Raw genomic sequence first — 25,310 nt, 5'->3', positions numbered from 1 at the left:
GTCTGTCGGTAGGCGACGACAACAGCATCGACGCCTGTATCCGTACACAGACGACTGACAGCCTTCCCCCCGCTGAGCGACATCGAAGCGAAGTGCGGCCGGAGGGAGGGGTCCGGCCGCACCCGCGATACGCCGATCGGTTAGATAGGCGCTTTCGGAGCTTCGTAGTCGGTCGACGCGGCTGTGGCTTTCCACATCGCGATCATTTCCGGCGTCACAGTCTGGCTCGATGACTGATTGTCGGACGGCAACGTGATCTGCTGCTCTTCGACCAACCGTTCGCGCGCGGCCGACTCGTGTCCGTACAGGAACGTGCTGGCGACGGCGGTCCCGAGGGTGAGCAACATGGCGGCGCCGAGGGCGATACGCTTTTTCATCTGTCTCTCCAATTCAAAAAACCGGTTCAGCAGGATTCGTTAGTTAAGCGAGCACCGGACGCTTGCCGCCCGAGTCGCCATCGGTCAGGTTGAACACCGGGCGCTTGCCACCGGAGTCGCCGTCGGCCAGCACCGGGCGCTTACCGCCGGAATCGCCGTCGGTCAGGTTGAGCACCGGGCGCTTGCCACCCGAGTCGCCATCGGCCAGCACCGGACGCTTGCCGCCCGAGTCACCGTCGGTGAAGTTGAATACCGGGCGCTTGCCGCCCGAATCGCCATCGGCCAGCACCGGACGCTTACCGCCCGAGTCGCCATCGGTGAAGTTGAATACCGGGCGCTTGCCGCCGGAGTCGCCGTCGGCCAGGGTCAATACGGGACGCTTACCGCCCGAGTCACCATCGGTAAAGTTGAACACCGGGCGCTTGCCACCCGAATCGCCGTCGGCCAGCACCGGCCGCTTACCGCCCGAGTCGCCATCGACAATGTTAAATACCGGACGCTTGCCACCTGAATCGCCGTCCGCCAGTTGCGCGCTGAAGCTCGCGCCAGAAGCAAACAGAACACCCGCCACCGCCATCGAAATTGCAAATACGTTACGCATGACAACAACCCCTCCCGGGAAAAGTGCTAAAAATCCGAGCCGGCATTGGCTCGATCACTGGGATAAGCGATGTCCCTCTGAGAATCCCGTCACAGCCCCCCTGGACAAGCGGAAGAAAAAAGGAACAATCAGTACATCGCTCAGCTGAGGTTTTCGGGAGATCCCGGAAATCAACCGGTTGAGCCGGATTCAGGGACGGCCGTAGGACGGTTTTGGCGGGCGGCTCGCGGCACGGCGCGGGCGCTAAGTGAGAAACTGTCGCAATCGAGCCAGTAAACTAGAGACAGACAGGCCCCGAATCGGAGACTCGCAACTGAGCAACACAATCGCAGCCGCCATTCCACCGCCCGACCGGCAGGCAGTGACACGGCTGTTGTCTGCGTGGCAGTCAGGGGACACGCGCGCCCTGGAACGACTGACGCCGCTCATATATGAGGAGCTGCGTAACCGCGCCCGCCGCTATATGAAACGCGAGCGGCCGGGCCACACCTTGCAGGCCACCGCCGTCGTGCACGAGGCATTCGTCAAGCTCGTCGAGATGAATGTCTCGTGGCAGGACCGTGCTCATTTCTTTGCTGTGGCCGCGCGGCAGATGCGACGTATTCTGGTGGATCACGCCAAGAGCCGGTTTCGTGACAAACGCGGCGGCACCACCACGGGCTCGCTCAACGACTTCGATATGGATGTGCTCGATCTCGGCCCGGCCACCGCGGGCGATATCGACGTGCTGGAAATCGATGAGGCTTTGCAGCGCCTGGCCGGTAACAATCCCCGCCTCGCGGAGATGGTGGAGCTGCATTATTTCGGCGGCCTGACTTATCAGGAGCTGTCGGAGACCCTGAAGGTGTCCGAAGCCACCGTCGATCGGGAGATCCGGCTCGCCAAGGCCTGGATCCTGCGTCAGATCCGACCGGCACGGAATCGCGAACCCGAAGCCTCATGACCCCGGAACCTCCAGGGAAGAACGTCGACGACCGCTGGGAGCGCTTGCAGGATCTGTTCTCCCGCGCCGTCGAGTTGCCGGACCGCGAACGCGAAGCCTTCATCAGCGCCGAGACCGGCGACGACAAAGACCTGAAAGATGAGCTGCTCGAGCTGCTGGCCTGCGACGTGGGCCAGTCCACCGGGCCGCTGACTCACGCGCTCGGCGCGGCCATCGACGCCACCACGCGCGATCGGCGCAAGGCGCTGGTCGGCCGCGTCATCGGCAATTACAAACTCGCGTCCATCCTCGGCCACGGCGGCACCGGCACGGTGTATCTGGGTGAGCGTGCCGATCGCCAGTATTCGGCGCAGGTCGCGGTCAAGATCGTCGATAACGCGCCTATTCATGGCGACCTGGGCCAGCGCTTCCGCGCCGAACGGCAGATTCTCGCCAGCCTGAATCACGCCAACATCGCGCGCCTGCTCGATGCCGGCGAGACCAAGGACGGCCAGCCGTATCTGGTCATGGAATATGTGCACGGCGAGCCGGTCGATCGTTATTGCGACCGGCAGCAGCTCGATCTCACCGCGCGCCTGAAACTGTTTCTGGAAATATGTAATGCCGTCCAGTACGCGCATCAGAACCTGATCGTTCATCGCGACCTGAAGCCGGCCAACATCCTGGTCACCGCCGAAGGCGCGCCCAAGCTGCTGGATTTCGGCATCGCCAAGCTGCTCGATACCGGCGACGCCGCCGCCATGCTGGCGCTGACACGCATGAACGACCGGCTGCTCACGCCCGAATATGCGAGCCCCGAGCAGATCATGGGCCGCCAGGTCACCACCGCCAGCGACGTCTACGCGCTCGGCGTCGTTTTATATGAACTGCTCACCGGCCTCCGGCCCTACACGGTGCCCTCCTCGGCCAGCCAGCTCGAGCTGGAACGTTCCATTTGTATCAGCGACCCGCAGCGCCCGAGCACCGCGGTCAAGAAAGCCATCGACGCGGCCGAGGCCGCCGAAGGCGAGTCGCCGATCGCGGCCATCGCATTGGCTCGCGGCCTGCAGCCGGATCGATTGCAGAAACGTTTGCTCGGCGACATCGACTCCATCGTCATGCGGGCGCTTCGCAAGGAGCCGCAGCATCGTTATGGCTCGGTCGAACAGCTGGCCGCCGACCTGCGTCGTTATCTGTCGGCCGAGCCGGTGGTCGCGCGCCAGGGCAACTGGCTGTATTACTCACAACGCTTCGTGCGTCGTCATGCGTTCGGTGTGTCGGCCGGTGCGTTCTTCATCGTCGTCATCGTCGCGTTCGCCGTGGTGATGTCGATTCAGAATCAGCGCATCGCCGCCGAGCGCGACAAGGCCGCGAACGAAAGCAAATCGGCGCAGGCCGTCTCCGAATTCATGCTCGACGTGTTCTCCGCGGCCGAGCCCTTCAAAGCCCAAGGCAAAGAGATCACGGCGCGCCAGCTGCTCGAACAATCGGGCTTGCAGGTGCGGGCGGACAAAGGCATGCGTCCGGAAGTGCGAGCCCGTCTGCTCGCTTCCATCGGCCGTGCGTTCCGTCGCAGCGGCGATCCGGAACGTTCGCTGAGTTATCTCGAAGACGCCGTGCACCTGCGCCGTCAAATGCCGAATGGCGGCGGCCTGCCCGCGGCCGACGATATGTCCGAGCTCGCAGTGACCTTGCGAACGCTCGGCGACATGAACGGCTCGGCGCGCGTGATCAAAGAAGCGATGGAGCTCTGCGACCGCATCGGCAGCCAGCGCACGCCGACCTACGCGACCCTGCTGACCAATCGCGGTCGGGTCGAATTCGCCAGCGGCGATGTGACCCGCTCACGCCAGTCGTTCGAACAAGCACTCGCGCTGAATCGTCAGGTGCGCGGCCCGAACGATCAGGAAGTGGCGGTGGTGTTGCTCGACCTGTCGCTGGTGTTCATGTGGATGGACGATATTCCGTCGGTGGAGCGGGTCACGCGCCAGGCCGTGGATATTTTCCGCCTGACCGCGCCCGATCTGCATCCCGATCGCGTGCTCGCCGAGACGCGGCTGGGCGAAGCGCTGCTGATGCAGAATCACATCAACGAAGCGGGCGTGATGTTCGAAGCCACGCTCGAGAAACAACGCATCCTGTTCGGCAACAACAGCCGTCAGGTCGCCGAAGTGCTCGACTCGCTGTCGCAGATCCGACGCGCACAGGGTCAACTCGCCGAGTCCGAGCAGTTCGCCTCCGAGGCGTTGAGCTCCGCCGTGAATGCGATGGGCGCGGAGCACGCGTACACGCCGTACTTCCGCACGTCCTATGCATCGGTGCTGATGCGTCGGGGGAAATTCAACGATGCCGAGCGCGAGCTGCGACATTCGCTCGATACGCTGGCGCGGACACGTCCGGCCGATCATCAATACGTGTGCTCGGCGGAGCATCTGTTGGGCGAAGTGCTGCTCGAGACCAATCGCCTGGCCGATGCCGAAGCGATGCTGACAGCGGCGATGAATCGTTGGAAGCGCACCGACGCGCCGGCCTGGCGCTCGGCCCGTTCGGCGAGCGCGCTCGGCGAAGTGTTCTACAAGCAAGGCCGCATGCGCGAGGCGGAAACGTATCTGACGCGTGCGTACACCGAGCTCGCCGCCGACGACAGCGCCGATCGCGACGTGCGCATCAAGGCACGGCAGCGCGTCGAGCACTTCTATATCGCCAACGGTCAGCGCGAGAAGCTCAACGACCTGATGCTCGCCACCAGCGGCACCGCGCCTAACAACACACCGCAAGCGCGTCCGAATTAACCGCGCCCTGAGGCTTGAACCTGCCGCTTCTGCTACAGTCTCAGGAATACGAGACTCAGTTGTAGGAGTGATGCCAACGATGCTCACACGATCCAACCCGCTCGCGACCCAGCTCGCAGTGTTGCTGCTTTCCTGCGCCGTCACGACGGGCGCTGTCGCCGGCGAGCGCCAGGATGCGCGCCTGCTCACCTCGACCCAGGTTTTGAGCGAGCTGATGCGCATGCCCGAGCAGAATATTCCTACCTGGTTGCTGGAGCGGGCTTACGCAGTTGCCGTGATCCCGAGCGTCATCAAGGTGGGCCTCGGCATCGGCGGTCGTCGCGGCAAGGGCGTGCTGGTGGTGCGCAAGGATTCGGGCGCGTGGAGCAATCCGACCTTCATCAATCTGACCGGCGGCAGCTTCGGCTTCCAGGTCGGCGTGCAGTCGGCCGACGTCGTGCTCGTTTTTACCTCAAAACAAAGCATCGAAGGCATCGTCGGCGGCAAAGTGACGTTGGGCGCGGACGCCTCGGTCGCGGCCGGTCCGATCGGACGCCAGAGCTCGGCGGCTACCGATATCGGACTCACCGCGCAGGTGTATTCGTATTCGCGCGCCAGCGGCTTGTTCGCCGGCGTGGCGCTCGACGGCTCGGCGATCACCATCGACGGCTCTTCGAACGAATCGTTCTATAAGAAGCCCGGCATCCTGGCCAGCGAGATCATCCGCTCCGATGCACCGGCCGCGCCGCCGCCGGCCGATCAGTTCATCGCCGCCGTCAAGCACTCGGCGACCGGCGCAGCCCCCGCTGCCCCGGCCCACACACCAGCGCCGGCCGCGCCGACCGAAGCACCGGCGTCCACGGCCAACAGCGCAGATCAGGGCGGTGTGCAGACCTACCCCATGGAAGACCCACACCCGGGTCAGGAACCGCCGCAGTAACGATGCAGTGAATCTGGGCCGCGAGGCGAGTCGAACTCGCGGCAAGATCCCGCATCTAACTCGCCTTGAGAGCGGAGATCCGGGCCGTACCCAGTTTGCGGGCACGGTCCATCCAGATATGATCCGCGCGGCCCGACACGGCAGTCGGCATGTCATACAGCGCAACGAGATTGCAATGAAATCGACTCATAAATTCCAGCGTAGCGGCGGCTTCACCCTGATCGAAATCATGGTCGTGGTGGTGATTCTCGGCATCCTGGCCGCGATCGTCGCGCCGAACGTCATGCGTCGAATCGACGACGCGCAGCTGACCAAGGTGTCCAGCGATCTGCGCACCATCGAGACTGCGATGAACCTGTATCGCATGGATAACTTCCGTTATCCGACCACCGAGCAAGGCATCAAGGCGCTGTACGAGAAGCCCAACGACTCCAGCGTGCGTAACTGGAAGCAGGGCGGCTACCTCGATCCGAGCGCACGCAAGGACCCCTGGGGCAACGACTATCGCTACGTCTACCCGGGCACGCACGGCAAGGAGTTCGACCTGTTCACCTACGGCGCCGACAACCAGGAAGGCGGCGAAGGCCTGGACGCGGACATCGGCAACTGGATCACCGAGAAGCCGCAGTAACAGCGCACGCAAAAGCCGACTTACGAGCGTGCGGTCGGCTCGCTAGAATTTGGCGCCATGAGCGCCTATACCGAAAGCGCGCCGTCGCGCGCTGAAGTCGATGCCTTGCCGGGCGCGACAGTGATCGAGTTCGGTACCAACTGGTGCGGCTTCTGCGCAGCCGCCCAGGCCCACATCGAGCAAGGCCTCGCGGCACATCCCGATGTGCGCCATTTGAAAATCGAAGACGGGCCGGGCCGCCCGCTCGGTCGCTCCTTCCGCGTCAAGCTGTGGCCGACGCTGGTCTTCATGAAGGATGGCACCGAGGTCGCGCGGGTCATCCGCCCGAGCTCGGCGCAACCGATCCGCGACGCGGCCAAACAGATCGATCCCACTTGACGATATCGGGCGCCGTGACCACAGCGTCCTCCAGCATCGTGCAACGTTACCTGCCATGGCTGGTCGGCGCCGTGCTGTTCATGGAGACGCTCGACTCGACCATCGTGAACACGGCGGTGCCGACCATGGCGCACAGCCTCGGCGTCACGCCGCTCAGTCTCAAAGCCATCGTCACCAGCTACATCCTGGCGCTCGCAGTCGGCATTCCCGTCAGCGGCTGGCTCGCCGATCGCTTCGGCACCCGAAAGCTGTTCACCGCGGCCGTCGCGATCTTCACGGTGTCGTCGGTGATGTGCGGCCTGTCGTTGAACGCGCCGATGCTGGTCGCCGCCCGCATCCTGCAAGGCCTCGGCGCCGCCATGATGACGCCGGTCGGACGACTCGCCATCGTGCGGACGTTTCCAAAGTCACAACTGCTGGACAAGATGAACTTCGTGATCATCCCGGCACTGATCGGCCCGCTGCTCGGCCCGACCGTGGGCGGCTTGATCGTGCATTGGTGGTCGTGGCGCGAGATCTTCTTCGTCAACGTGCCGTTCGGACTGGTCGCGCTGTGGATGAGCCGTCGTTACATGCCGGAATATCGCAGCGACTCGCCGCGGCCGCTGGATGCGATCGGCCTGGTGCTGTTCAGCTCGGGCGCGGCCCTGCTGTCCTGGTTACTGGAAGTGTTCGGCGAGCACCGCCTCGATGTGACTTCCAGCGCCATTCTTTTCCTGGTGGCGTTCGCCCTGCTCGGCGCCTATGGCTTGCATGCGAATCGCACCGATCATCCGTTGTTGAACTTGCGATTGTTCAAGGTTCGCACCTTTCGAGTGTCGGTGCTCGGCGGTCTCATCACCCGACTCGGCATCGGCGGCCTGCCGTTTCTGCTGCCGCTGTTTTATCAGCTCGGCATGGGCATGCCGGCGTGGCAGTCCGGCCTGATGATGATGCCTTCCGCCATCGCCGCGATGACAGTGAAAGCTGCGTCCCCTCATCTGCTCCGCCGCTTCGGCTATCGACGCGTGCTGATCGTGAACACCGCGTTGATGGGCGTGATTATCGGCTCGTTCGCGCTGTGGGATCAGCACACGCCGCTGGCGGTGATCGTGCTGATGAGCTTCCTGGTGGGCTCGGGCAGCTCGATGCAATTCTCCAGCATGAACTCGCTGGCTTTCGCCGACATCGATGCGCGCAACTCGAGCATGGCGAACACGATTGCCAGCACCATGCAGCAGCTGTCGATGAGCTTCGGCCTGGCGTGCGGCTCGCTGCTGACAGGTTGGTATTTGGGCGGGCTGCCGCAGACCGATCAGATCGCGGTCACGAATGCGCTGCACGCGGCGTTCATCACGCTGGGCATCGCAACGATTGTTGCTTCGTTGAGCTTCTGGACTTTGCATGCCGAGGATGGGCATGCGCTCACGGCGAAGAGCGAAACGCCGGTGGCGACACGCGAGCCCGTCGCTGACTGACGGGCCCGCGTGTTTGTTTCTTAGCGAGCGAGATCCTTCAACAGACTGTTCCAATGCGCGAGCGCGCCGTCGATGGACGACACCGGCACCCGCTCATCGAGACCGTGCGAGAACTCATCCGAGTCCTTCATGAACAGACCGGACACGCCGTAGCTCGGCACGCCGTGCGCGCGGAAATGCATGCTGTCGGTCGCGCCCGCCGACATCGACGGCACGATGGACAAGCCCGGGTAGTTGGCATGCACCGCCTTGGTCACGGCCGCCATCACATCCTTGCGCAACGGCGACGCGTCGCTTGCGACTGAGCCGGTGGTGACCTGCGTGACCTTCACTGCCGGATCGGCTGCGATTTCGGCGAGCGTCTTCTGTACTTCCGCCACGGGCGTGCCCGGGAAGATGCGGCAATTGATGTTCGCTTCCGCCTTCTGCGGAAGTGCATTGGTCGCGTGACCGCCATTGATCATCGTGGACACGCAGGTGGTCCGCACCTGACCGATGTAGCTCGGATCGTCCGACAGGGTCGCAATGGCTTGCGCGTCCTCCGGGTTCGCCAGATAGCGTTTGATGGCATCAGCCGTCGGTCCGGACAACTTCGGCAGACTCTCGCGGAAGTACGCCATCGTCAGCTCGTTGTGTCTGGCCGGAAACTGATACTTGCCGATGCGATCCAGCGCGGCCGCCAGTTGGTTGATGGCGTTGATCTTGCCGGGGCGACTGGAATGTCCGCCGGGATTGGTGACCGTGAGTTTGAAGTCCGCGTAGGTCTTCTCGCCCGCCTGCAGGCCGTATACAACCGGCTTGCCCTCCTCGGACAACAGACCGCCGCCGGCGTCGCCATTCAACGCGAGCTCCGCACCTTTGAATTGCTCGGCGAGCTTGCGAGTGCTGACCATCTGCGTTTCTTCGTCGCCGGAAAACGCGAGGATCACGTCGCGCTTGGGCTTCCAGCCGTCACGCTTCAGCTTGGCCAGGGTGGCGACGATCATCGACACATCGAACTTGTTGTCCGCCGAGCCGCGGCCGAACACATAGCCGTTTTCGAGCACGGGCGTGAACGGATCGCGCTTCCAGTCCTCGCGCTTCGCCTCCACGACATCCATGTGACCGATGACGACGATGGGCTTCAACTTGCTGTCGGAGCCTTTGTAGCGAGCCACCAGCGTGGCGGTATTCGCCACCGGCTCGACCGTGATATCGCCGGGCGCATAGCCTGCCTGGACCAGCACGCTCTTCAGATATTCGGCATAGGCCGGCACCTGACCCGCGCCGTCCACGGTCCGGAAAGCGATCGACTTCTGCAGGATTTCCAGGGCCTGATCGTGTAACGCCGGATCCACCGCCGGCTTACCCGACGCCGCCGCACCGACGGCAACGCTCATCGCGGCACAGCCGATGAGCGTGGAAACATACTTCTTCAGCAGCGAGCTGGACTTCACTTCGAACCTCATGCGATGTCGCCATTGGCCATGGCAAACCCCATTGTGGCACGGCACAACCGAATGAAAAGAGGTTTGCCCGCGCCCGGCCTTATGGCAGGCATCGATGCATACAGTTCGATGAAACTTATTTAATGCCGACCGCTTACGCGCCGTTTTTAGTCGCGCTGCCCGTAGCCATCAGCGCTTCTTTTTCAGCAACGTCGCGATGAGCTTCGCTGGCCGGGCCTCGCGCTCGAGCTGTTCGAAGGTGCATTGACTGGGCGCTTTGTCCGGCCGCCAGCGGAGCAGTTTGGTGCCGTGACGAAAGCGATTGCCGGTGACGTGGTCATAACAAACTTCGACCACCAGCTTCGGCTTCAACGGCTCCCACTCGGTCGAGCGCTCGGTACTCCATCGACTCGGCCCACCGGGCGCATCGCCCGTGAACCCTGCGCCACCCCGCAGCTTTTCCAAACGTTGTGTCACAGCCTTGCGTTCGGCATTCGGAATCGACGAGGTGAACCCGACGTGATCGAGCAGACCTTCCTCGTTATACAAGCCCAGCAGCAGGGAACCGACTTCCGTGCTACCCGTGCCATAACGAAATCCGCCGACTACGCAGTCCGCCGTCCGCAAGCGCTTCACTTTCAGCATGGCCCGCTCGCCGGAGACGTAAGGCAGATCGAGCTGCTTCGCTATTACACCGTCGAGCGAGCCGCCGGTTTCCTTCAACCATTTCTGGGCGACGCGCAGCTCGCGCGTGTAGGGTGTCAGGACGAGTCCTTCTGTCAGCGGCAAGGCGGCGAAGAATTTCTCCAGCTCTGCTCGACGCGCTTCGAACGGTTGCTCGAGCAAACTGCGCCCCTTGGCGTCGTAGAGCAGATCGAACAACATCAGCGTCGCCGGCGTTTCAATCGACAACTTGCGAACGCGACTCTCCGCGGGATGCAGCCGCATCTGCAAAGCATCGAACGACAATGACGTACCGATGGGAATCGCAAGCTCGCCGTCCAGCACGAACTGCTTCGGGCGCATCGCCCGCACGCGCTCGACGACTTCAGGAAAATATCTCGCCAGCGGTTTGCCCGACTTCGCCTGCAGAGCGACGCGCTCGCCCTCGCGAAACACCACACACCGAAAGCCATCCCACTTCGGCTCGAACTGCCACCCCGCGCCCGTCGGCAACTCACCGACCAATCTCGCCTCCATCGGCTCGAGACCGGCCGGAATCGACGTCTTGCTCGCGGCCTTGGGCATGACGATCTCCTATGCAGTGTTGCCCGAATCAACGCAGCAACGACATGCAAGTTCATACCGCTGGCGCGATGAAAACGCCGCGGCGGCCCCGGGGTCACTCCGGGATCGAAACCCGCTCCACCAAAAAATCCATAAACACCCGCACTCGCGCCGCCAATCGCGCATGCCCGATATACAACGCATGTATATCTTCGCTGTCAGCCTTGATGAAATCCTGCAACAACGGCACCAACCGACCCGCCCGGACGTCGGCGCCGACGAGAAAGTCCGCCATCCTCGCAATCCCCGCCCCACCCACACACATCAACCGCAACGACTCCCCCGAATTCGCCAGAAAATTACCCGCGACATGAAATTGTTTGCTCCGGCTACCGACCCGAAACGTCCAGCCCTCGATGGAGCGGCGGTAGTTGAAGTTCAGGCAGTTGTGCTGATCGAGCTCCGCCGGCGTCTGCGGCGTGCCATGACGTTGCAAATATTCAGGCGAAGCGACCACCAGCCATCGACTGCTCCCCAACTTGCGCGCCCGAAGCGACGAGTCACGCAACGCCCCGTGACGAATCGCGACATCCACACGCTCGCCCACCAGATCGACCAGCGCATCGCTCAGCGACAGGTCCACCGTGATCTTCGGGTAGCGTCGTAGGAATTCAGGCATCACCGGCAACAGCTGATGAATGCCGAAAGGCGTCGACGCACTTACTCGCAAGCGACCGCGCGGCTCACTCTTATCGGTCGTGAACGAACGCTCCAACTCATCGAGATCCATCAGCAGCTTCTGCGCCTGCGCTCGGAACTTCTCACCCTCCGGCGTGACGGACAGCGAACGCGTCGTGCGCGTCAGTAGTCGCACGCCGAGCCGGGCCTCGAGCCGCGCGACACTGCGGCTCACGGCCGACGGCGTTTGTCGCAACGTCTTGGCCGCCGCCGCGAAGCTGCCACCTTCGATACTGCGTAAAAAGGCCTCAATTTCACCAGTTCTGTTATCCATGGCGCGGTCCCGATTCGTTCATCGAATGCACGACGGTCGTGTATGCGGACATTCTTATCAGCAATCGACCCGGCCCGCATCATTGCCTTCCCTCACACTCCTTGGAACGGGTCATGCCTCTCGCCTTGTATGCGCTCGCGGTCGGCGCCTTCGGAATCGGCGTCACCGAATTCGTCATCATGGGATTGCTGTTGCAAGTCAGCGGCGACCTCCATGTGTCCATCTCAGCCGCCGGCTTGTTGATTTCCGGTTATGCGCTCGGCGTCATGTTGGGTGCGCCGATCATGACCGTGGTCACGGCCCGCTGGCCTCGCAAAGCGACGCTACTGGCGTTGATGGCGATCTTCACGATCGGCAACCTGGCCTGCGCCCTCGCGCCGAGTTACCTCGGCTTGTTGGCCGCTCGCATACTCACAGCCTTCGCACACGGCACGTTCTTCGGCGTCGGCTCGGTGGTCGCGACCCAATTGGTCGCACCCAAGCAGCGCGCATCGGCCATCGCCATCATGTTCACTGGCTTGACGGTCGCGACCGTGCTCGGCGTTCCGTTCGGCACCTGGCTCGGACAGTTGGCTGGCTGGCGCGCGACCTTCTGGGCCGTCGTCGGCATCGGCGTGTTCGCGCTCGTCGTCATTGCTCTGCTCGTGCCGCGCGATGCCGGACAGATCGAAGAAGGCGATTGGCGGAGCGATCTTCGCGCCCTTGCCCGCGCCCCCGTTGTTCTGGCTCTGCTAACCACTGTCTTCGGTTTCGGCGGCATGTTCGTCGTATTCACTTACATCGCGCCGATGCTGACCCAGCTCACGCATATCAGCGAACAGGCTGTTTCACTGGTCCTGCTCGTCTTCGGTGGCGGCCTGGTGATCGGCAACATCGTCGGCGGCAAGCTGGCGGATCGATATCTGGAAACGACGCTCATCGGCTCGCTACTCGCATTGGCCGCCGTGCTTGGCCTGATGACATTCGCCGTTCACGACGGAATTGCGATGGTGGTCTTCGTCGCGCTGCTCGGCGCGGCGTCGTTTGCGACGGTTCCGCCGCTGCAAATGTGGGTGCTGGAGAAATCGAACGGCGCGGGTCAGAGCCTGGCGTCCAGCTTCAATATCGGCGCCTTCAATCTCGGCAACGCGCTCGGCGCCTGGCTGGGCGGCACGGCGATCGATCATGGTCCCGGCTTGCCGGCGCTGCCTTGGATCGCAGCGTTGCTGCCGCTGATTGCCGCGGCGCTGGCGCTCAAAGGATTGCGAGCATCGCGGGTTGCGCCGGCGGCGTGCCCTAGCCAGTAATCGCCAGCGCAATGACGCCGGTCACGATGAGCACGGCTCCCGTCAATCGTATCGGCGTCACTTGCTCCTTGAGCAAGCGTGCACCGAAGTAAGTCCCGATCAATGTCGCCAGTTCGCGCATGGGCGCAACGTGACCGATGGGTGCCACCTTCATCGCGTACAACACCAGGATGTAGCCGAGCGGCCCGAGCACGGCGACAATGAGAATCGGGTTTCGATACATTCGCCACTCTGCAAGCAGCGCTGGCGGATCTTTGAGCGCCATCGGTGCCAGCACGAACAGACGTAACAGGTTGCCGGTGAAGTCGATCAGGAACGGCGACAACATCAAGGTCTTCACCGCCCAGCCATCGTTGATCGTGTAACCGGCGATGAACACACCGGTGAGCATGCCCAACGCGATGCCGGCACGCGGCGCCTTGTGAGCTTCATTCGCAAGACCGGACACCAGCAGAATGCCGCCGACGATCAGCAGCACACCGAGCACGGAGACCAACCCCGCTGGCTCATTCAATAGAAATGTGGCGGCAAGAAATGACAGCAGCGGCCCCGTTCCCCGAGCGAGTGGATACACCAGCGACAAATCGGAAACCCGGTAACCCGCCTGCAGTGTGAGCGAATAACCCATGTGCAGAACGCCGGTCATCAGCAACGCCAGCCAGTGCGCGGTTTCGAGCTGCGGCCGCGTGGATACGAGAACCCACAGCACCGCCGGCGCGTACAGAATGATCGAGCCCAGCGAATACAACCAAACGAAATGACGTGAACCCGAGGCGCGCTTGGCGGCCAGATTCCAGGTGGCGTGAGTAAACGCCGCCAACAGGACGGCCGCGATCGCAAGAGGGTGCATAGCTCGCGATGTTAACAGCGCCCTCGGGGAAAACGTGGGCAAGAAGCGGAGTGCCGCCCGACCACGCACGCGGCAAGGTAGCACCCTCGATTCGCACCACTCTGGAGCCGACCATGAGCTTTCAAATCACCGGCCTGCCGCTCAGCCAGTTCTCTGCCTTGTTCGCGATGTCCGATGAAGCGTTGGCGAGCCAAGGTGCGATTCGAGTCACCGCCGATGAGCAACCGGGCTTTCCTTGCCGCGTCAGCCTGCAAGATGCCGAGGTCGGCGAGAAGTTGATCCTGTTGAACTACGAGCACCTGCCGGTCGCGACTCCGTATCGCTCACGTCACGCGATTTATGTCCGCGAGTCCGCGACCGAAGCGCACCTCGAAATCGACGAGGTTCCTCAGCAGCTGCGCCCTCGCCTGCTGTCCCTTCGCGGTTTCGATTCGCAGGGAATGATGAAGGCCGCGGAAGTGGTGCCCGGCACCGCCATTGAGAATCTCATCGAGCAGATGTTCAGCAATCCCGCCATCGCCTTCCTTCATGTTCATAATGCGAAGTGGGGCTGCTTTGCCGCCCGCGTGGATCGTACGGAAGTTCCAGTCAATCGACTTCCCTGACCTCAGCAAGGCACCGCTGATCGAAATGCTCCGTTGAACGAAGCTGACGCGGCGAAAAATGCCGAGCGATCGGCGAGTTCCGCCATGCTATCGTGGTGGCATGCTCAAAACTTATTCAGGCAGCTGCCACTGCGGCGCGGTGCGCTTCGAGGCGGACATCGACCTGACGCAGCCGACCTATCGCTGTAATTGCTCGATCTGCGCCCGGAACCGGTTCTGGCCGGCGATCGTGATGCCGGAACAGTTTCGCTTGTTGTCGGGCTCGGCGGAGTTGACCAAATATTTGTTCAACACCCGACGGAACGAGCATTATTTCTGCAAACATTGCGGCGTGCGGAGTTTCGGCATCGGCAACACGCCCGACGGACAACGAATTTACGGCGTAAACCTCGGCTGCCTGGAAAACGCCACCCCCGAAGAACTGGCCGCCGCGCCAATCGTGTACGTCGACGGCAAGCACGACAACTGGAACAACGCGCCGGAGATCACGAGCTACCTCTGAGATAACCCGCCGCGCCTGCCCTCACGAGAAAAACGCGCTTCCGCGCAAAGCGGCAGTCTCTTGAACAAAGCTTGGTCCGCCCCGGTGAGAGCCCTCTTGAATAGAACTCGTTCCGCCCCGGAGGGGCGGAACATAAAAATAAAAGAATTTCCCCCTCTCCCATCGGGAGAGGGGGCCAGGGGGTGAGGGTCTTACGCGCCGACCGCCTCAGACACCTCAACAATCCCACCGGACTGCCGCTCAAACAGCCGCTTGTAATGTCCGTGCGACTTACGCAGCAGCGCCTCGTGCGAACCTTCCTCCACGATGCGCCCGTGCTCGAACACCAGAATCCGATCCATCGCTCGCACCGTCGACAACCGGTGTGCGATGACGATGGACGTGCGGCCTGACATCAACCGATCCATGGCCTGCTGAATCAGCGCCTCCGACTCCGAGTCGAGGCTCGAAGTCGCCTCGTCCAGAATCAGAATCGGTGCATTCGCCAGGAACGCCCTCGCCAACGCCACCCGCTGCCGCTCACCGCCGGACAGCTTCACGCCACGCTCGCCGACCAACGTTTGATAGCCCCGCGGCAGACGCGCGATGAAGTCGTGGGCATTCGCCAATCGAGCAGCCCGCTCGATCTCTTCCATCGTCGCATCCGGCCGCGCGTACGAGATGTTCTCGGCGAGGCTGCGATGAAACAGGATGGGCTCCTGCTGCACGATCGCGATCTGCGACCGCAACGACTCCTGCGTGGCGTGCGTGACATCCTGACCGTCGATCAACACGCGACCTTCCGTCACGTCGTACAACCGCTGGATCAATTTCACGAACGTGGTCTTGCCCGAGCCCGAATGACCGACCAGGCCGATACGCTCGCCCGGCGCGATCCGCACGTTCAAGTCCCGATACAGCGGCGTCTGCTGGCCGGCGTAACAGAACGTCACATGATCGAACCGCACTTCACCCGCATCGATACGCAACGGCCGGGCGCCCGGCGAATCCGCCACGCCCATGGGCTCCGCATGCAGCTGAACCATTTCTTCCATTTCGTTCACGGAGCGCTGCAAGTGATGAACGTGCTGACCGATGTCGCGCAGATAGCCATGCACGACGAAGTACGTCGTCAGCACATAGGTGATTTCACCGGGCGTTGCGCGTCCCTGCCACCACAGCCACAAGGCCGTCCCGGTGACCGCCGAGCGAACGAACCACAGTAGCGCGAGCTGCCCGGTGCCGCTCCAGGTGTGAAGCATCCAAGTGCGATGCGTACGACGCGACCATTTATTGACGACGCGACCGAGCCGCGCATCCTCACGCGCTTCCGCACCGAAGGATTTCACGACCGCGTTCGCGCCGAGCGCGTCGGCAAGCACACCGCCCATGCGCGTGTCCTGCGCATTGGACAGGCGCGAAGCCGGAGCGATGAGACGAGTCGCAAGCGTCACCGTCAGCACCACGTACGCGATGGAGCCCAGCGCCATCACGACGCCCATGACAGGCCAGCGCTGACCGAGCAGCAACACCGTTCCAACCAGCACGACCAACGACGGCAGCAACGCGAGCAGCAGCACGTCATTGATCATGTCGAGCGCCCACATGCCGCGCGTGATCTTGCGCACGATGGAGCCGGCAAAACTATTGTTGTGCCAGTCCGTCGAGAAACGTTGCACGCGATGAAACGCGCCCTGCGAGACCTTACGCATCATTCCCAGCGTGAGCGGCACGATGGACCACCATGCCAGGTGACGAAGCACCACCATCGCCAGGCCCAACCCCGCCATGACGAGGAAAGCATTGAGCGCGACGTCAGCGAACTCGCGGCCCTGCGCGAGCGCATCGACCAAGCGGCCGGCATAGACCGGCACGATCACTTCAGTGACCGTCGCCAGCATCATGGCCAGAGCCACGACGAGCACGAGCGCCTTGTGCTCAGCCCAATGGCGGAGCGTGAAAACAAGCACATTACGGAGGACCTGCGAGCCCTCGACGCGGGATTTGACCATGATGAGCGAAGCGCGTTTGACGCGCTGTCCTTGCGAAGCCGATCGAACTGGGGAGGCGGCGAACACCCCTAAATGGGGTTGAGCCGCGGTTTTTCTACCGGGAGCCCGGGATTACCGGGTAGACACCGGCGGGAGGTGCATGCTGGATGGGTTCATCGGGTGCCCTCCTTGCTTCGCTACGGGCCAATGAGAAGAGCGGGCATTGAATCATTGTTGATTGTTTTGAGCAAGCGCCATTTGCAAAGTCTTTGCATACATTGGCGTCGCGGACACTGTGTTGTGCCCTACTCCCGGGATCACGCGCAGAGTCGCAATACCTGCTCGGAAATGAGCATACAAATCGTCGGTGCTGGCGCGTGGAATAATTTCATCGTGCTCGGCCACCACGAACAGCGTCGGCACTTCGATGAGGGGCGCATATCGCCAGGATTCGTATCGATCCCGCATCAGCCACTTCACCGGAAACATTGGAAACTGACGCGCACCGAGCTCGGCGATGCTCGAATAAGGCGTGATGAGCACCAGCCCGCTCGCCGGCCGCTGGCTGGCGAGCCGAATCGCCACCCCGGACCCGAGACTGCGCCCCATCACGATGACGTTCGGATGCCGGGCATGCACGTAATCGAATAGAGCCAACGCATCCTGCGAAAGCCCCGCTTCGGTGGGCGCGCCCGAACTACCGCCGTAGCCCCGGTAGTTCATGAGATACAACGAATGATTCGGAAAGGCCTCCGAGAACGACGGCAGGTTGAATGTCACATCTTCGCCGTTGCCACCGAAGTACACGATGGCGTTCGGCCCGTCGTGCGGACGGACACTGATGACCAGCTCCGCCCCATCCACTGACAATGGCAGCGTCGCCGACGTCTCACCTCGCGGCCGCGGCTGTGGGTAATAAAGGAACGAGCGCTGAGCGAAGAACAGCGCGGCACACAGGCCAACATAGACGACCGCAACGAAGATGCCGAAGCTGAGCACCGCCTTCACAAGTTACATTGCCAGCGGCGGCACTCCGATCAGCTTGGTGTGCAGCCAGAACACGAAGACCACATACAGCGCGAGCCCGCCCACCACGGCGATGACATCGTTGAACTTGCTGGGCGGCGGGCCCGGAAGCGGGCGAAGCACCGCGCGACGCTTCACCGAAATGCGATCGGCCACGGCCCAGAGGAGAAAGCCGCCGAACAGCAGCACGTCGGCCAGCATGCCGTTGGCGAGCAGATGCGCGAAAGCCCACAGCTTCACCGACGCCAGCATCGGATGTTTCACCGCCGCCTTGATGCGACCAGGCAGGTACGCCGCCAATAGCAGCGGAAACACGGGCAGCATCAGAAGCAGCGTGAGATGCCGCATCCACACAGGCGGCGCGTACACCAGGATGGGATGCTGGCGAGCGATGCCGTATCCCCAGATCAGCAGCACGAAGCCGATGATGGAGAGCACTGAGTAGATGCCTTTGTAGGGCTTCTCGCCAAGCCGCGCGACTGCGCTGCTACGAAACGTCGGCGAGAAGATCTCCACCGAGTGCACGCCCAGAAAGAGCACCAGTCCGAGGATCAGATAAAGCATCGTGGCTCCCAAGGCTTCGCACTACTTCTGCGCGGCGTTACGGATCGACTGCAGCGTCGCGTTCGGCGTGATCGCTTCGGAATCGATACGCACTTCGATCAAGGCCGGCTTGCCCGCGTTCAGAGCCCGCTCCAGCGCCGGCCCGAATTGCTCGGTAGTCTCCACCAATTCGCCGTGTGCGCCAAACGCCGTGGCGAACGCACAGAAGTCCGGGTTGACCAGCGACGTGCCATACACCCGGGCGGGATACTCGCGCTCCTGGTGCATCCGGATCGTGCCATACATATTGTTATTGACGACGATGATGACGACGTTGAGTTGATACTGAACCGCGGTCGCCAGTTCCTGGCCCGTCATGAGAAAGCAACCGTCGCCAGCAAACGAGATCACGGTGCGCTTCGGATACAAGGCTTTCGCCGAGATACCGGCCGGCACGCCATAACCCATCGCACCCGACGCCGGCGCGAGTTGCGTCCGAAAGCCGCGATAACGATGGAATCGATGGGCCCAGGTCGTGTAGTTGCCCGCACCGTTGGTGACGATGACGTCCGGCGGCAGCACGCGATCCATATGCTGAATCACATCCCACATCTGCACCTTGCCTGGAATCTCTTTGCGGGCTTGCCACGCTTGATAGTCCGCGTTTGCAGCCACGACCTGCGACTCCACGCCATCGCGAGTGAACTTGGGCAGCGCGCCCAGCGCGCGGACCATCGCGGGCATGGTCGCGTTGATCATCAGATCGGCGTGATAGAAACGTCCCAGCTCGTCCGCTTCCGGATAGATGTGCACCAGCCGCTGCGCAGGCACCGGGCCGGCAATCAATCCGTAACCGCTGGTGGTGATCTCACCGAGCCGCGCACCGAGCACGATCAACAGGTCCGACGCTTTCACGCGCTCGGCCAACTTCGGATTGATACCGATGCCGACGTCACCGGCATAGTTGGGATGCGCGTTATCGAACAGGTCTTGCGAGCGAAACTCACATCCGACCGCGATACGCTGGGTTTCGACGAAACGCTGCAGATGTTTGCAGGCCGCCGCATCCCAGCCACTGCCGCCCACCAACAGGAACGGCCGTTGCGCTTCCTCGAGCATCTGAGACAACTTGATGAGCGTTTCCGGCGGCGGCGCAGAGTCGATTCGCTGCCATGGCCGCGCGTCGGCGACAGCGGCAGTTCCCGACAACACATCTTCCGGAAGCGCGAGCACGACCGGCCCCATGCGACCGCTGGTCGCAACCTGGTAAGCACGCGCGATGAACTCGGGAATACGATCGGTGCGATCGATCTGCGCGACCCACTTCGACATCGGCCCGAACATGCGCCGGTAGTCGATCTCTTGAAACGCCTCGCGCTCCATGAAATCCGTGCCCACCTGACCGATGAGCAGAATCATGGGCGTCGAATCCTGAAACGCGGTGTGCACGCCGATGGACGCGTTGGTCGCGCCCGGCCCGCGCGTCACCAGGCAAATGCCGGGCTTGCCGGTCAGCTTGCCATATGCCTCGGCCATGTTGGCCGCGCCATTCTCATGACGACACGTGATCAGGCGAATCCGATCGCGGACGGTATACAGCGCGTCGAGCACCGGCAGATAACTTTCGCCGGGCACACAAAAAGCAAGCTCGGCTCCGTGCGTGAGCAGTTGATCGACGATGAGTTGTCCGCCGGTGCGGACCGGGTGGCTGGAACTGGAGGTCATGAGCGCCCACCAAGCAAGCGTGGAAAGGCGCCAATCTTAACGCGAGCCGTGCGTTATGTTATCGGCTGCTTATAGCGATCTTCAGCGCGTCCGCCAGCCCGGCGTCATCGACATGCCCCACCGTGCGCTCCGCGGCCTTGATGACCTGAGGATCGGCGTTACCCATCGCAATCGGGTGGCCGACGACCCGCAAGGCCGACAGATCGTTGCCCGAGTCGCCGATGTACATAACGTCGCGCATGTCGACGCGATAGGCAGCGGCGATCTCACGCATGGCGCTCCCCTTGCTCACACCGTGACGGGTCAAGCCGATGAAGCGGACGTCGGGCATGAGTGGCGAAGTGGATTCGGCCATCTCCAGATCGGGAGGCGCGACCATCTTCTTTGCATCTTCCGGCGAGACCAACCACTGCGCGCGTACCAGCGGCGGCGACAATGTTTCATACGGGCGTGGTTTGAATTCAAGACCGAGCAATTCGGCATGTTCTCTCGCCCACGGCGCTTCGCTCTCGACGACGTAGTCGTCGTCACCATACAACTCGAGCACTTGACCGGTCTCGCGTGCGTGCGAGATCAAGCCGCGAACCGATCCTTCGGGCAGCGGCGTGGAGCGCGAATGATGAGTGGCGAGATTGACGACGCTCGCCCCGTTTTGAAAGATGTGCCAGCCATCGTCATCGAGATGACGCGCGTACTCGGCCGCCAGGCCGAACGCGGGCCGCCCCGAGCACAAGGCGATATGAATTCCTTTGGCACGCGCCTGCGCAGCCAGCTCCCAAATGAGATCCGGCACCTTGCCGGAGCTGCCTACCAACGTGCCATCGACATCGATTCCAATCAGTGCGATCAACGGTGTGTTCCCAGTGCGAGCACAGGTCACGCCATAGTAGCGTGACCCAAGGCCCATAGGCAGTGCGATCGAAGTCGCACTGCCGGGGTCATCCCGCGGGATCAGGAGCGGCGGAAACGCTGCGTCAGATTCGGCTCACTCCCGATTGATCCAGGGCGTGGCGTCGTAGATCACCAGCTCGGCCTGATTGTCGGTCTCGGTCATGAAATAACCGCGCATCGAGCCATTGCCCAGCGGCTCGAGCCAGAACGCATTGTGAGTCAGCGCGAGCGTGCCGGTCGGGCCGGCGCCTTCGTCGATGAACAGATTCACCGGCAGCTGGTGCTCGAGTCGATGACGACGCAGGTCGAGCAGCTCCAGACCGCCGAGCGCCACGTTGCCCTTCGGGCTGCTGTAGGTCTGCACGCCACCGCAGAGCATGTAGGCGACGCCCTGGTAATGACAGTCTTGATAGTCGATGTAGAACTGCGGATTCGGCACCCAGTCCGACGAATGCACCTTGCCGCGCTTCGACAGTTCCCACGTGTACAGACGACGCGAGCCCCAGCTCACCCCGTGCAACGTATCGTCGTGCGTGTTGTGAACGATGCCGCCGATATGATCGGCTTCGCTGAAGATCTTCTCGGCCTTCAGGGTCTTCGGATCGACACGGAAGATATTGCTCTTGCTGTTCGGACGATATTCGGCGACCGGCACCCAGATGTACGTGCCGTCGAAGTCGATGCCGCCCGGGTGATATTTGCTGCCGTCGGTGAGCTCGACCTTGCCCAGCAGCTCGCCCGCTTCGTTGAACTTGAACAGCCAGCCGCGACCGTTGCCGGACGAGCGGTCGATGGAAAAGTCATAAAGCGAGTCGGTCGACGTGCCATTGCGCACGGTGCCTTCCAACACTTCGACTGCGGAGACATAGAACGTGTCGCCGATCTTCACCAGACCCTGCGTATGGAAGGTCTGCCAGTTCACCGTCACCGACTTCACCGGCGTCCAAATGGTGTTCTTGCCCATCAGACGGAACAGCGTGGTGGTTTTGTTATCGCGATTCTTGGAATAGCCGCGGTCGTGTTCCGAATCGCCGGCGAGCGATGCGGCCATGTAGCCGGTCAGCGCCAGACCCAAGGCCAGAACGGGAGCAAATTTCACGGTGCCTCCTTAAGGCAATGAGACATAAGGAGGTGTTTTATACAGAGCGAACTTTACGGTTTTCTTGCGCGACCGAGTCAGTCCTACAACTTGAATCGACCGACCAGCTCGCCCATCACGCGCACCTGAACCGCTGTCTGCTGAGACGCGCCCGCCAGCGTCTCCGCGTTCGCCGCCGCTTGCCGGCTCACTTTTTCCAGCGCGCCGATGCCGCCGCGAATATCAGCAACGCCCTGCGCCTGACTGTTGGCGGCAGCGGCAATGTCACGAAGCATGTCATTCACTTGAGTGGTGACGACGGCAATGTTTCCAAGCGCCTCACCCACCGATCCGGCGATCTGCACGCCGCGCTCGGCGCGGGTCATGGCCGACTCGATCAGCGCCGATGTTTCTTTCGCCGCTTGAGCCGAGCGCTGCGCGAGGCTGCGCACTTCTTCAGCCACCACCGCGAAGCCACGACCGGCCTCGCCGGCGCGAGCCGCTTCCACCGCGGCATTCAATGCCAGCAAATTGATCTGAAACGCGATCTCATCGACCGCGCGATTCACCTTGCCGACCTCGGCCGAGGCGGCGCGGATCTCGTCCATCGCGGTCGACATCGTTTTCAGCTCGTCCGACACGCGATCGGCCGCCTTCTGCGAATCGCTGGACAGCGAGTTCGCGCGACCGGTGATCTGCGTGGTCTTGTCGGTGAGATCGGAAAGCGTCGTGAGCGAGCGAGTGATACGCCCGAGGCTTTCGGCCTGCTCGGATGCGCCACTGGCCATCACACGACTCGATGAGCTCATCTGCGCCGCGCCGCCATCGATCTCGGTGGCACCGCGATTGACCTCGGAGATAATCCCTTGCAGCTCGACGACCAGCTCGTTGAAACATTCGGCGAGCCTGCCCAACTCGTCGTGAGAAGTCACGTCGACCCGCTTGCTCAAGTCGCGCGTCTGCTGAATCTCGGTGATCGTCTTTACCAGGCCGTTGACGCCGCCGGTGATACTGCGCACGATCCAGCTCGCGGCAGCGACGATGGCGATCAACATCAGCGCGAGAATGCCGATCTCGCGCCAGCGCGCTGAAGCCGTGGAGCCCTGAGCATTTTCTTCAGCGGCGCGAGCGCTCGCTTGAATCCGATCGCTGATGCCCGCGAGCTTGCCTTCCAATTCCTCGAAGGTGCCCAGGAACGCCGGCAACATTTCCCGCGCCTTGGCAACGTCGGTCTGCGCGGTGCCGATGACTCCTTCAGCACTGCGAATGTAATTCTCGAGCACGGGGCCGACATCGTGGAGTGCGGCTCGCAGTTCGGGATCGGTAACGTTGGAGTCGTTCTCCTTGATCATCTCTCGGAAATGATCGGCATGCTCGCGCAGGCTGGTATTCACCGCCGTCCATTCTTCCGGCGTCTGCGCCAGCAACGCGGACAACACGTCCGCGCGAAGCGCGTCGTGCATCATGTCGCCTTCGAGATGAGTGCGCAGTGCCCGACTGGTCGCGAACACACTGGTGAGGCCGTCGACCGCTTTGGTCATGCCCCGGTAATTGCTGAAGCCCAACGCCAGCATCGCCATGAGCGTCACGGCGACGAGGGAAAACAAGCGTGCTCTGATGGTGAGTTGCATGGGCGCTCTTTGCGAGACTCCGTGCCAGCACCTATCGGCAGTTGAGACCGCAACAAAAACCCGGGCGCCCCGTTTCAGGGTTTGTCTGATGGCGGCTCAGACTGGATCTAACGTTGTCTCAGCGAGGCACGCCCATCAGCGCCAGGCCTTGCGCCACCGAGGAAAACTCGTCGCCGCCCACCAGCTTGTCCGCTCCGAATTTCTTCGCGAACAACTCGCGGACCGCGGGCACGAGCGCCGTGCCGCCCGTCATGAACACGCGCGTGAGCTCGGCGGGATTCACGCCGGCGATGCGAACCGCTTCATCAGCCGTCGCTTCGATGCGAGATAAATCATCCGCAATCCATTGCTCGAACTCGGCACGCACCACCGTGCGGTCGATCTCGATGGGCCCGGCTTTGAACGTGAGCTTCGCGGTTTCCTGCGCCGTGAGCGACTGCTTCACCCGAGACACTGCCTGGAACAGCGTGAAGCCTTCCTCGTTACGAATGACATGCACCAGTCCTTCGAAGGCTTCCTGGTCCACCGCCGTACGCAGAATGTCAGTGATGTGTCGTAACGTCTGTCGGTTGTTCATCATCGACAGCTGATGCCAGCTGGCGAAGTTGGCGTAGATCCACAACGGAATCGGCAGCTTCTTGGATTCGGGCTGGAACTGCGAGCCCATGCCGAGCGCCGGGCACACCGCGTTATAGACGATCTGATAATCGAAACGATCGCCGGCGATGCCGATACCGGTCTGTGCCAGCGGCGTGAGCTTGGGCTGCGCGCCTTCGGCGTCGACTTCGACGATCGAGAAGTCGCTGGTACCGCCCCCGAGGTCGGCAACGAGCACCAGATGACGACCGCGTGCTCTGCTGGCAAACGCGTACGCTGCCGCTTCGGGCTCCGTGCCAATTCGATCCGCCTCGCGACCTGCCAAAGCGAACGCCGCCTTCAAGCGCGTTTGCGCGAGCTCGTCATCCGGCGAAGCGCCGGCGAATTCAATCGGCCGACCGATGACCAGCGGCGCCTGGCTCAACAGCGCTCGCGCGCCGGTCGCGTCATACAGATGCTGAAGCAACGTGCCGATCAACGACTCCAGCGTGTAAGTATGAGTAAACACCTTCGTGTCTACGAACGCGCGGCTACCGAGGAATGACTTCATCGATTGCACCAGCCGCGCCGGCCCCGTGCGCGCGATGTAGTCCGCAATCGCGTCGGCACCGGCACTACTAATAGGACGCTCTCGAGGATTCGGTTCCGCCGGCCGGAAACACAGAATGGAAGGCAGGGCCGCGCCCTCGCCCATCCGTGACGACACTTTGAGCACCGCCGACCCGAGATCCGCGCCCACCATGGCAATAACGGTATTGCTGGTGCCGAAATCGACACCAATGGAAATGGGCTGCATGGGAGATCGCCGGGGGAGAGGGCCGGCCATTGTAGCAGCTCGACGGTCGAGTTGAGCCCGCCTGCCA

At 62.4% G+C, this 25,310-nt stretch carries 23 protein-coding genes; 9 read left to right on the top strand and 14 right to left on the bottom strand.

The window, feature by feature from the left end; translation table 11 throughout:
• Positions 1-140 precede the first annotated feature (140 nt).
• Positions 141-377 (bottom strand): hypothetical protein, encoded by a 237-nt coding sequence (locus ACFPN2_RS19645; RefSeq protein ID WP_380599556.1) that lies wholly within the window; start codon positions 375-377, stop codon positions 141-143.
• Positions 378-420: 43 nt separating this feature from the next.
• Positions 421-978, bottom strand: coding sequence for a hypothetical protein (locus ACFPN2_RS19640; protein ID WP_380599554.1), 558 nt, complete (start codon positions 976-978; stop codon positions 421-423).
• Between the two features lie 361 nt (positions 979-1,339).
• Here ACFPN2_RS19640 and ACFPN2_RS19635 point away from each other — a divergent pair, with 361 nt between their 5' ends.
• From ACFPN2_RS19635 to ACFPN2_RS19610, 6 genes are all read left to right on the top strand, one after another.
• Complete coding sequence (locus ACFPN2_RS19635) at positions 1,340-1,921, top strand: ECF-type sigma factor (protein WP_380599552.1); 582 nt, start codon at positions 1,340-1,342, stop codon at positions 1,919-1,921.
• Positions 1,918-4,692 (top strand): serine/threonine-protein kinase, encoded by a 2,775-nt coding sequence (locus ACFPN2_RS19630; RefSeq protein WP_380599550.1) that lies wholly within the window; start codon positions 1,918-1,920, stop codon positions 4,690-4,692. Before ACFPN2_RS19635 ends, ACFPN2_RS19630 begins: the two co-directional genes overlap by 4 nt.
• 79 nt (positions 4,693-4,771) lie before the next feature.
• The gene (locus tag ACFPN2_RS19625) at positions 4,772-5,611 is read left to right on the top strand and encodes a lipid-binding SYLF domain-containing protein (RefSeq protein ID WP_380599548.1); all 840 of its coding nucleotides are present in this window, start codon (positions 4,772-4,774) and stop codon (positions 5,609-5,611) included.
• A gap of 175 nt (positions 5,612-5,786) precedes the next feature.
• Positions 5,787-6,242: a type II secretion system major pseudopilin GspG gene (gene gspG, locus ACFPN2_RS19620; RefSeq protein ID WP_380599546.1), complete on the top strand. Its 456-nt coding sequence runs from the start codon at positions 5,787-5,789 to the stop codon at positions 6,240-6,242.
• 57 nt (positions 6,243-6,299) lie between these two features.
• Positions 6,300-6,620, top strand: coding sequence for a thioredoxin family protein (locus tag ACFPN2_RS19615; protein WP_380599544.1), 321 nt, complete (start codon positions 6,300-6,302; stop codon positions 6,618-6,620).
• Between the two features lie 80 nt (positions 6,621-6,700).
• On the top strand, positions 6,701-8,077 hold the full coding sequence (locus ACFPN2_RS19610; RefSeq protein ID WP_380600184.1) for a DHA2 family efflux MFS transporter permease subunit: 1,377 nt from the start codon (positions 6,701-6,703) through the stop codon (positions 8,075-8,077).
• Positions 8,078-8,097: 20 nt separating this feature from the next.
• On the opposite strand, the gene ACFPN2_RS19605 is transcribed toward ACFPN2_RS19610, so the two are convergent.
• From ACFPN2_RS19605 to ACFPN2_RS19595, 3 genes are all read right to left on the bottom strand, one after another.
• Positions 8,098-9,525 (bottom strand): M20/M25/M40 family metallo-hydrolase, encoded by a 1,428-nt coding sequence (locus tag ACFPN2_RS19605; protein ID WP_380599542.1) that lies wholly within the window; start codon positions 9,523-9,525, stop codon positions 8,098-8,100.
• 168 nt (positions 9,526-9,693) lie between these two features.
• Entirely contained in the window at positions 9,694-10,752 is a 1,059-nt protein-coding gene (locus tag ACFPN2_RS19600) for an ATP-dependent DNA ligase (RefSeq protein ID WP_380599540.1), read from the bottom strand.
• 94 nt (positions 10,753-10,846) lie between these two features.
• Positions 10,847-11,743 (bottom strand): LysR family transcriptional regulator, encoded by an 897-nt coding sequence (locus tag ACFPN2_RS19595; RefSeq protein WP_380599538.1) that lies wholly within the window; start codon positions 11,741-11,743, stop codon positions 10,847-10,849.
• 113 nt (positions 11,744-11,856) lie between these two features.
• On the opposite strand from ACFPN2_RS19595, the gene ACFPN2_RS19590 reads away from it, so the two are divergent.
• A complete protein-coding gene (locus ACFPN2_RS19590; RefSeq protein WP_380599536.1) occupies positions 11,857-13,029 on the top strand; it encodes an MFS transporter in 1,173 nt (390 codons plus the stop codon).
• On the opposite strand, the gene ACFPN2_RS19585 is transcribed toward ACFPN2_RS19590, so the two are convergent.
• Positions 13,019-13,879, bottom strand: coding sequence for a DMT family transporter (locus ACFPN2_RS19585; protein ID WP_380599534.1), 861 nt, complete (start codon positions 13,877-13,879; stop codon positions 13,019-13,021). The genes ACFPN2_RS19590 and ACFPN2_RS19585 overlap by 11 nt on opposite strands.
• Positions 13,880-13,992: 113 nt before the next feature.
• Between ACFPN2_RS19585 and ACFPN2_RS19580 the strand changes: the two genes are divergently transcribed.
• Positions 13,993-14,484, top strand: a complete 492-nt coding sequence (locus ACFPN2_RS19580; RefSeq protein WP_380599532.1) for a DUF1203 domain-containing protein — start codon at positions 13,993-13,995, stop codon at positions 14,482-14,484.
• A 100-nt stretch (positions 14,485-14,584) separates the two neighbouring features.
• Positions 14,585-14,986: a GFA family protein gene (locus ACFPN2_RS19575; RefSeq protein WP_380599530.1), complete on the top strand. Its 402-nt coding sequence runs from the start codon at positions 14,585-14,587 to the stop codon at positions 14,984-14,986.
• A gap of 191 nt (positions 14,987-15,177) precedes the next feature.
• Here the strand turns inward: ACFPN2_RS19575 and ACFPN2_RS19570 are convergent, their stop codons facing one another.
• The 8 genes from ACFPN2_RS19570 to ACFPN2_RS19535 form a co-directional block, all read right to left on the bottom strand.
• Positions 15,178-16,977 (bottom strand): ABC transporter ATP-binding protein, encoded by a 1,800-nt coding sequence (locus tag ACFPN2_RS19570; RefSeq protein WP_380599528.1) that lies wholly within the window; start codon positions 16,975-16,977, stop codon positions 15,178-15,180.
• Between the two features lie 207 nt (positions 16,978-17,184).
• The gene (locus ACFPN2_RS19565) at positions 17,185-17,964 is read right to left on the bottom strand and encodes an alpha/beta hydrolase (protein WP_380599526.1); all 780 of its coding nucleotides are present in this window, start codon (positions 17,962-17,964) and stop codon (positions 17,185-17,187) included.
• Positions 17,965-17,967: 3 nt separating this feature from the next.
• A complete protein-coding gene (locus ACFPN2_RS19560; protein WP_380599524.1) occupies positions 17,968-18,546 on the bottom strand; it encodes an NnrU family protein in 579 nt (192 codons plus the stop codon).
• Positions 18,547-18,567: 21 nt separating this feature from the next.
• Positions 18,568-20,250, bottom strand: a complete 1,683-nt coding sequence (locus tag ACFPN2_RS19555) for a thiamine pyrophosphate-binding protein (RefSeq protein ID WP_380599522.1) — start codon at positions 20,248-20,250, stop codon at positions 18,568-18,570.
• 58 nt (positions 20,251-20,308) lie between these two features.
• Positions 20,309-21,100: a Cof-type HAD-IIB family hydrolase gene (locus ACFPN2_RS19550; RefSeq protein WP_380599520.1), complete on the bottom strand. Its 792-nt coding sequence runs from the start codon at positions 21,098-21,100 to the stop codon at positions 20,309-20,311.
• Between the two features lie 135 nt (positions 21,101-21,235).
• Positions 21,236-22,240, bottom strand: coding sequence for a DUF6454 family protein (locus ACFPN2_RS19545; protein ID WP_380599518.1), 1,005 nt, complete (start codon positions 22,238-22,240; stop codon positions 21,236-21,238).
• Positions 22,241-22,323: 83 nt separating this feature from the next.
• Positions 22,324-23,850: a methyl-accepting chemotaxis protein gene (locus ACFPN2_RS19540; RefSeq protein WP_380599516.1), complete on the bottom strand. Its 1,527-nt coding sequence runs from the start codon at positions 23,848-23,850 to the stop codon at positions 22,324-22,326.
• 118 nt (positions 23,851-23,968) lie between these two features.
• The gene (locus tag ACFPN2_RS19535) at positions 23,969-25,243 is read right to left on the bottom strand and encodes an Hsp70 family protein (RefSeq protein WP_380599514.1); all 1,275 of its coding nucleotides are present in this window, start codon (positions 25,241-25,243) and stop codon (positions 23,969-23,971) included.
• Positions 25,244-25,310 lie beyond the last annotated feature (67 nt).

Source organism: Steroidobacter flavus (genome assembly GCF_042651805.1).
Taxonomy (GTDB): Bacteria; Pseudomonadota; Gammaproteobacteria; order Steroidobacterales; family Steroidobacteraceae; genus Steroidobacter; species Steroidobacter flavus.
Note: the sequence above shows the minus strand (reverse complement) of the source record. Positions and strands in the feature narration are given on the sequence as shown.

Coding starts and splice junctions, on each gene's coding strand:
- ACFPN2_RS19645 (WP_380599556.1), bottom strand. CDS start 377: ATGAAAAAGCGTATCGCCCTCGGCGCCGCCATGTTGCTCACCCTCGGG.
- ACFPN2_RS19640 (WP_380599554.1), bottom strand. CDS start 978: ATGCGTAACGTATTTGCAATTTCGATGGCGGTGGCGGGTGTTCTGTTT.
- ACFPN2_RS19630 (WP_380599550.1), top strand. CDS start 1,918: ATGACCCCGGAACCTCCAGGGAAGAACGTCGACGACCGCTGGGAGCGC.
- ACFPN2_RS19625 (WP_380599548.1), top strand. CDS start 4,772: ATGCTCACACGATCCAACCCGCTCGCGACCCAGCTCGCAGTGTTGCTG.
- gspG (WP_380599546.1), top strand. CDS start 5,787: ATGAAATCGACTCATAAATTCCAGCGTAGCGGCGGCTTCACCCTGATC.
- ACFPN2_RS19615 (WP_380599544.1), top strand. CDS start 6,300: ATGAGCGCCTATACCGAAAGCGCGCCGTCGCGCGCTGAAGTCGATGCC.
- ACFPN2_RS19610 (WP_380600184.1), top strand. CDS start 6,701: ATGGAGACGCTCGACTCGACCATCGTGAACACGGCGGTGCCGACCATG.
- ACFPN2_RS19605 (WP_380599542.1), bottom strand. CDS start 9,525: ATGAGGTTCGAAGTGAAGTCCAGCTCGCTGCTGAAGAAGTATGTTTCC.
- ACFPN2_RS19600 (WP_380599540.1), bottom strand. CDS start 10,752: ATGCCCAAGGCCGCGAGCAAGACGTCGATTCCGGCCGGTCTCGAGCCG.
- ACFPN2_RS19595 (WP_380599538.1), bottom strand. CDS start 11,743: ATGGATAACAGAACTGGTGAAATTGAGGCCTTTTTACGCAGTATCGAA.
- ACFPN2_RS19590 (WP_380599536.1), top strand. CDS start 11,857: ATGCCTCTCGCCTTGTATGCGCTCGCGGTCGGCGCCTTCGGAATCGGC.
- ACFPN2_RS19585 (WP_380599534.1), bottom strand. CDS start 13,879: ATGCACCCTCTTGCGATCGCGGCCGTCCTGTTGGCGGCGTTTACTCAC.
- ACFPN2_RS19580 (WP_380599532.1), top strand. CDS start 13,993: ATGAGCTTTCAAATCACCGGCCTGCCGCTCAGCCAGTTCTCTGCCTTG.
- ACFPN2_RS19575 (WP_380599530.1), top strand. CDS start 14,585: ATGCTCAAAACTTATTCAGGCAGCTGCCACTGCGGCGCGGTGCGCTTC.
- ACFPN2_RS19570 (WP_380599528.1), bottom strand. CDS start 16,977: ATGGTCAAATCCCGCGTCGAGGGCTCGCAGGTCCTCCGTAATGTGCTT.
- ACFPN2_RS19560 (WP_380599524.1), bottom strand. CDS start 18,546: ATGCTTTATCTGATCCTCGGACTGGTGCTCTTTCTGGGCGTGCACTCG.
- ACFPN2_RS19555 (WP_380599522.1), bottom strand. CDS start 20,250: ATGACCTCCAGTTCCAGCCACCCGGTCCGCACCGGCGGACAACTCATC.
- ACFPN2_RS19540 (WP_380599516.1), bottom strand. CDS start 23,850: ATGCAACTCACCATCAGAGCACGCTTGTTTTCCCTCGTCGCCGTGACG.
- ACFPN2_RS19535 (WP_380599514.1), bottom strand. CDS start 25,243: ATGCAGCCCATTTCCATTGGTGTCGATTTCGGCACCAGCAATACCGTT.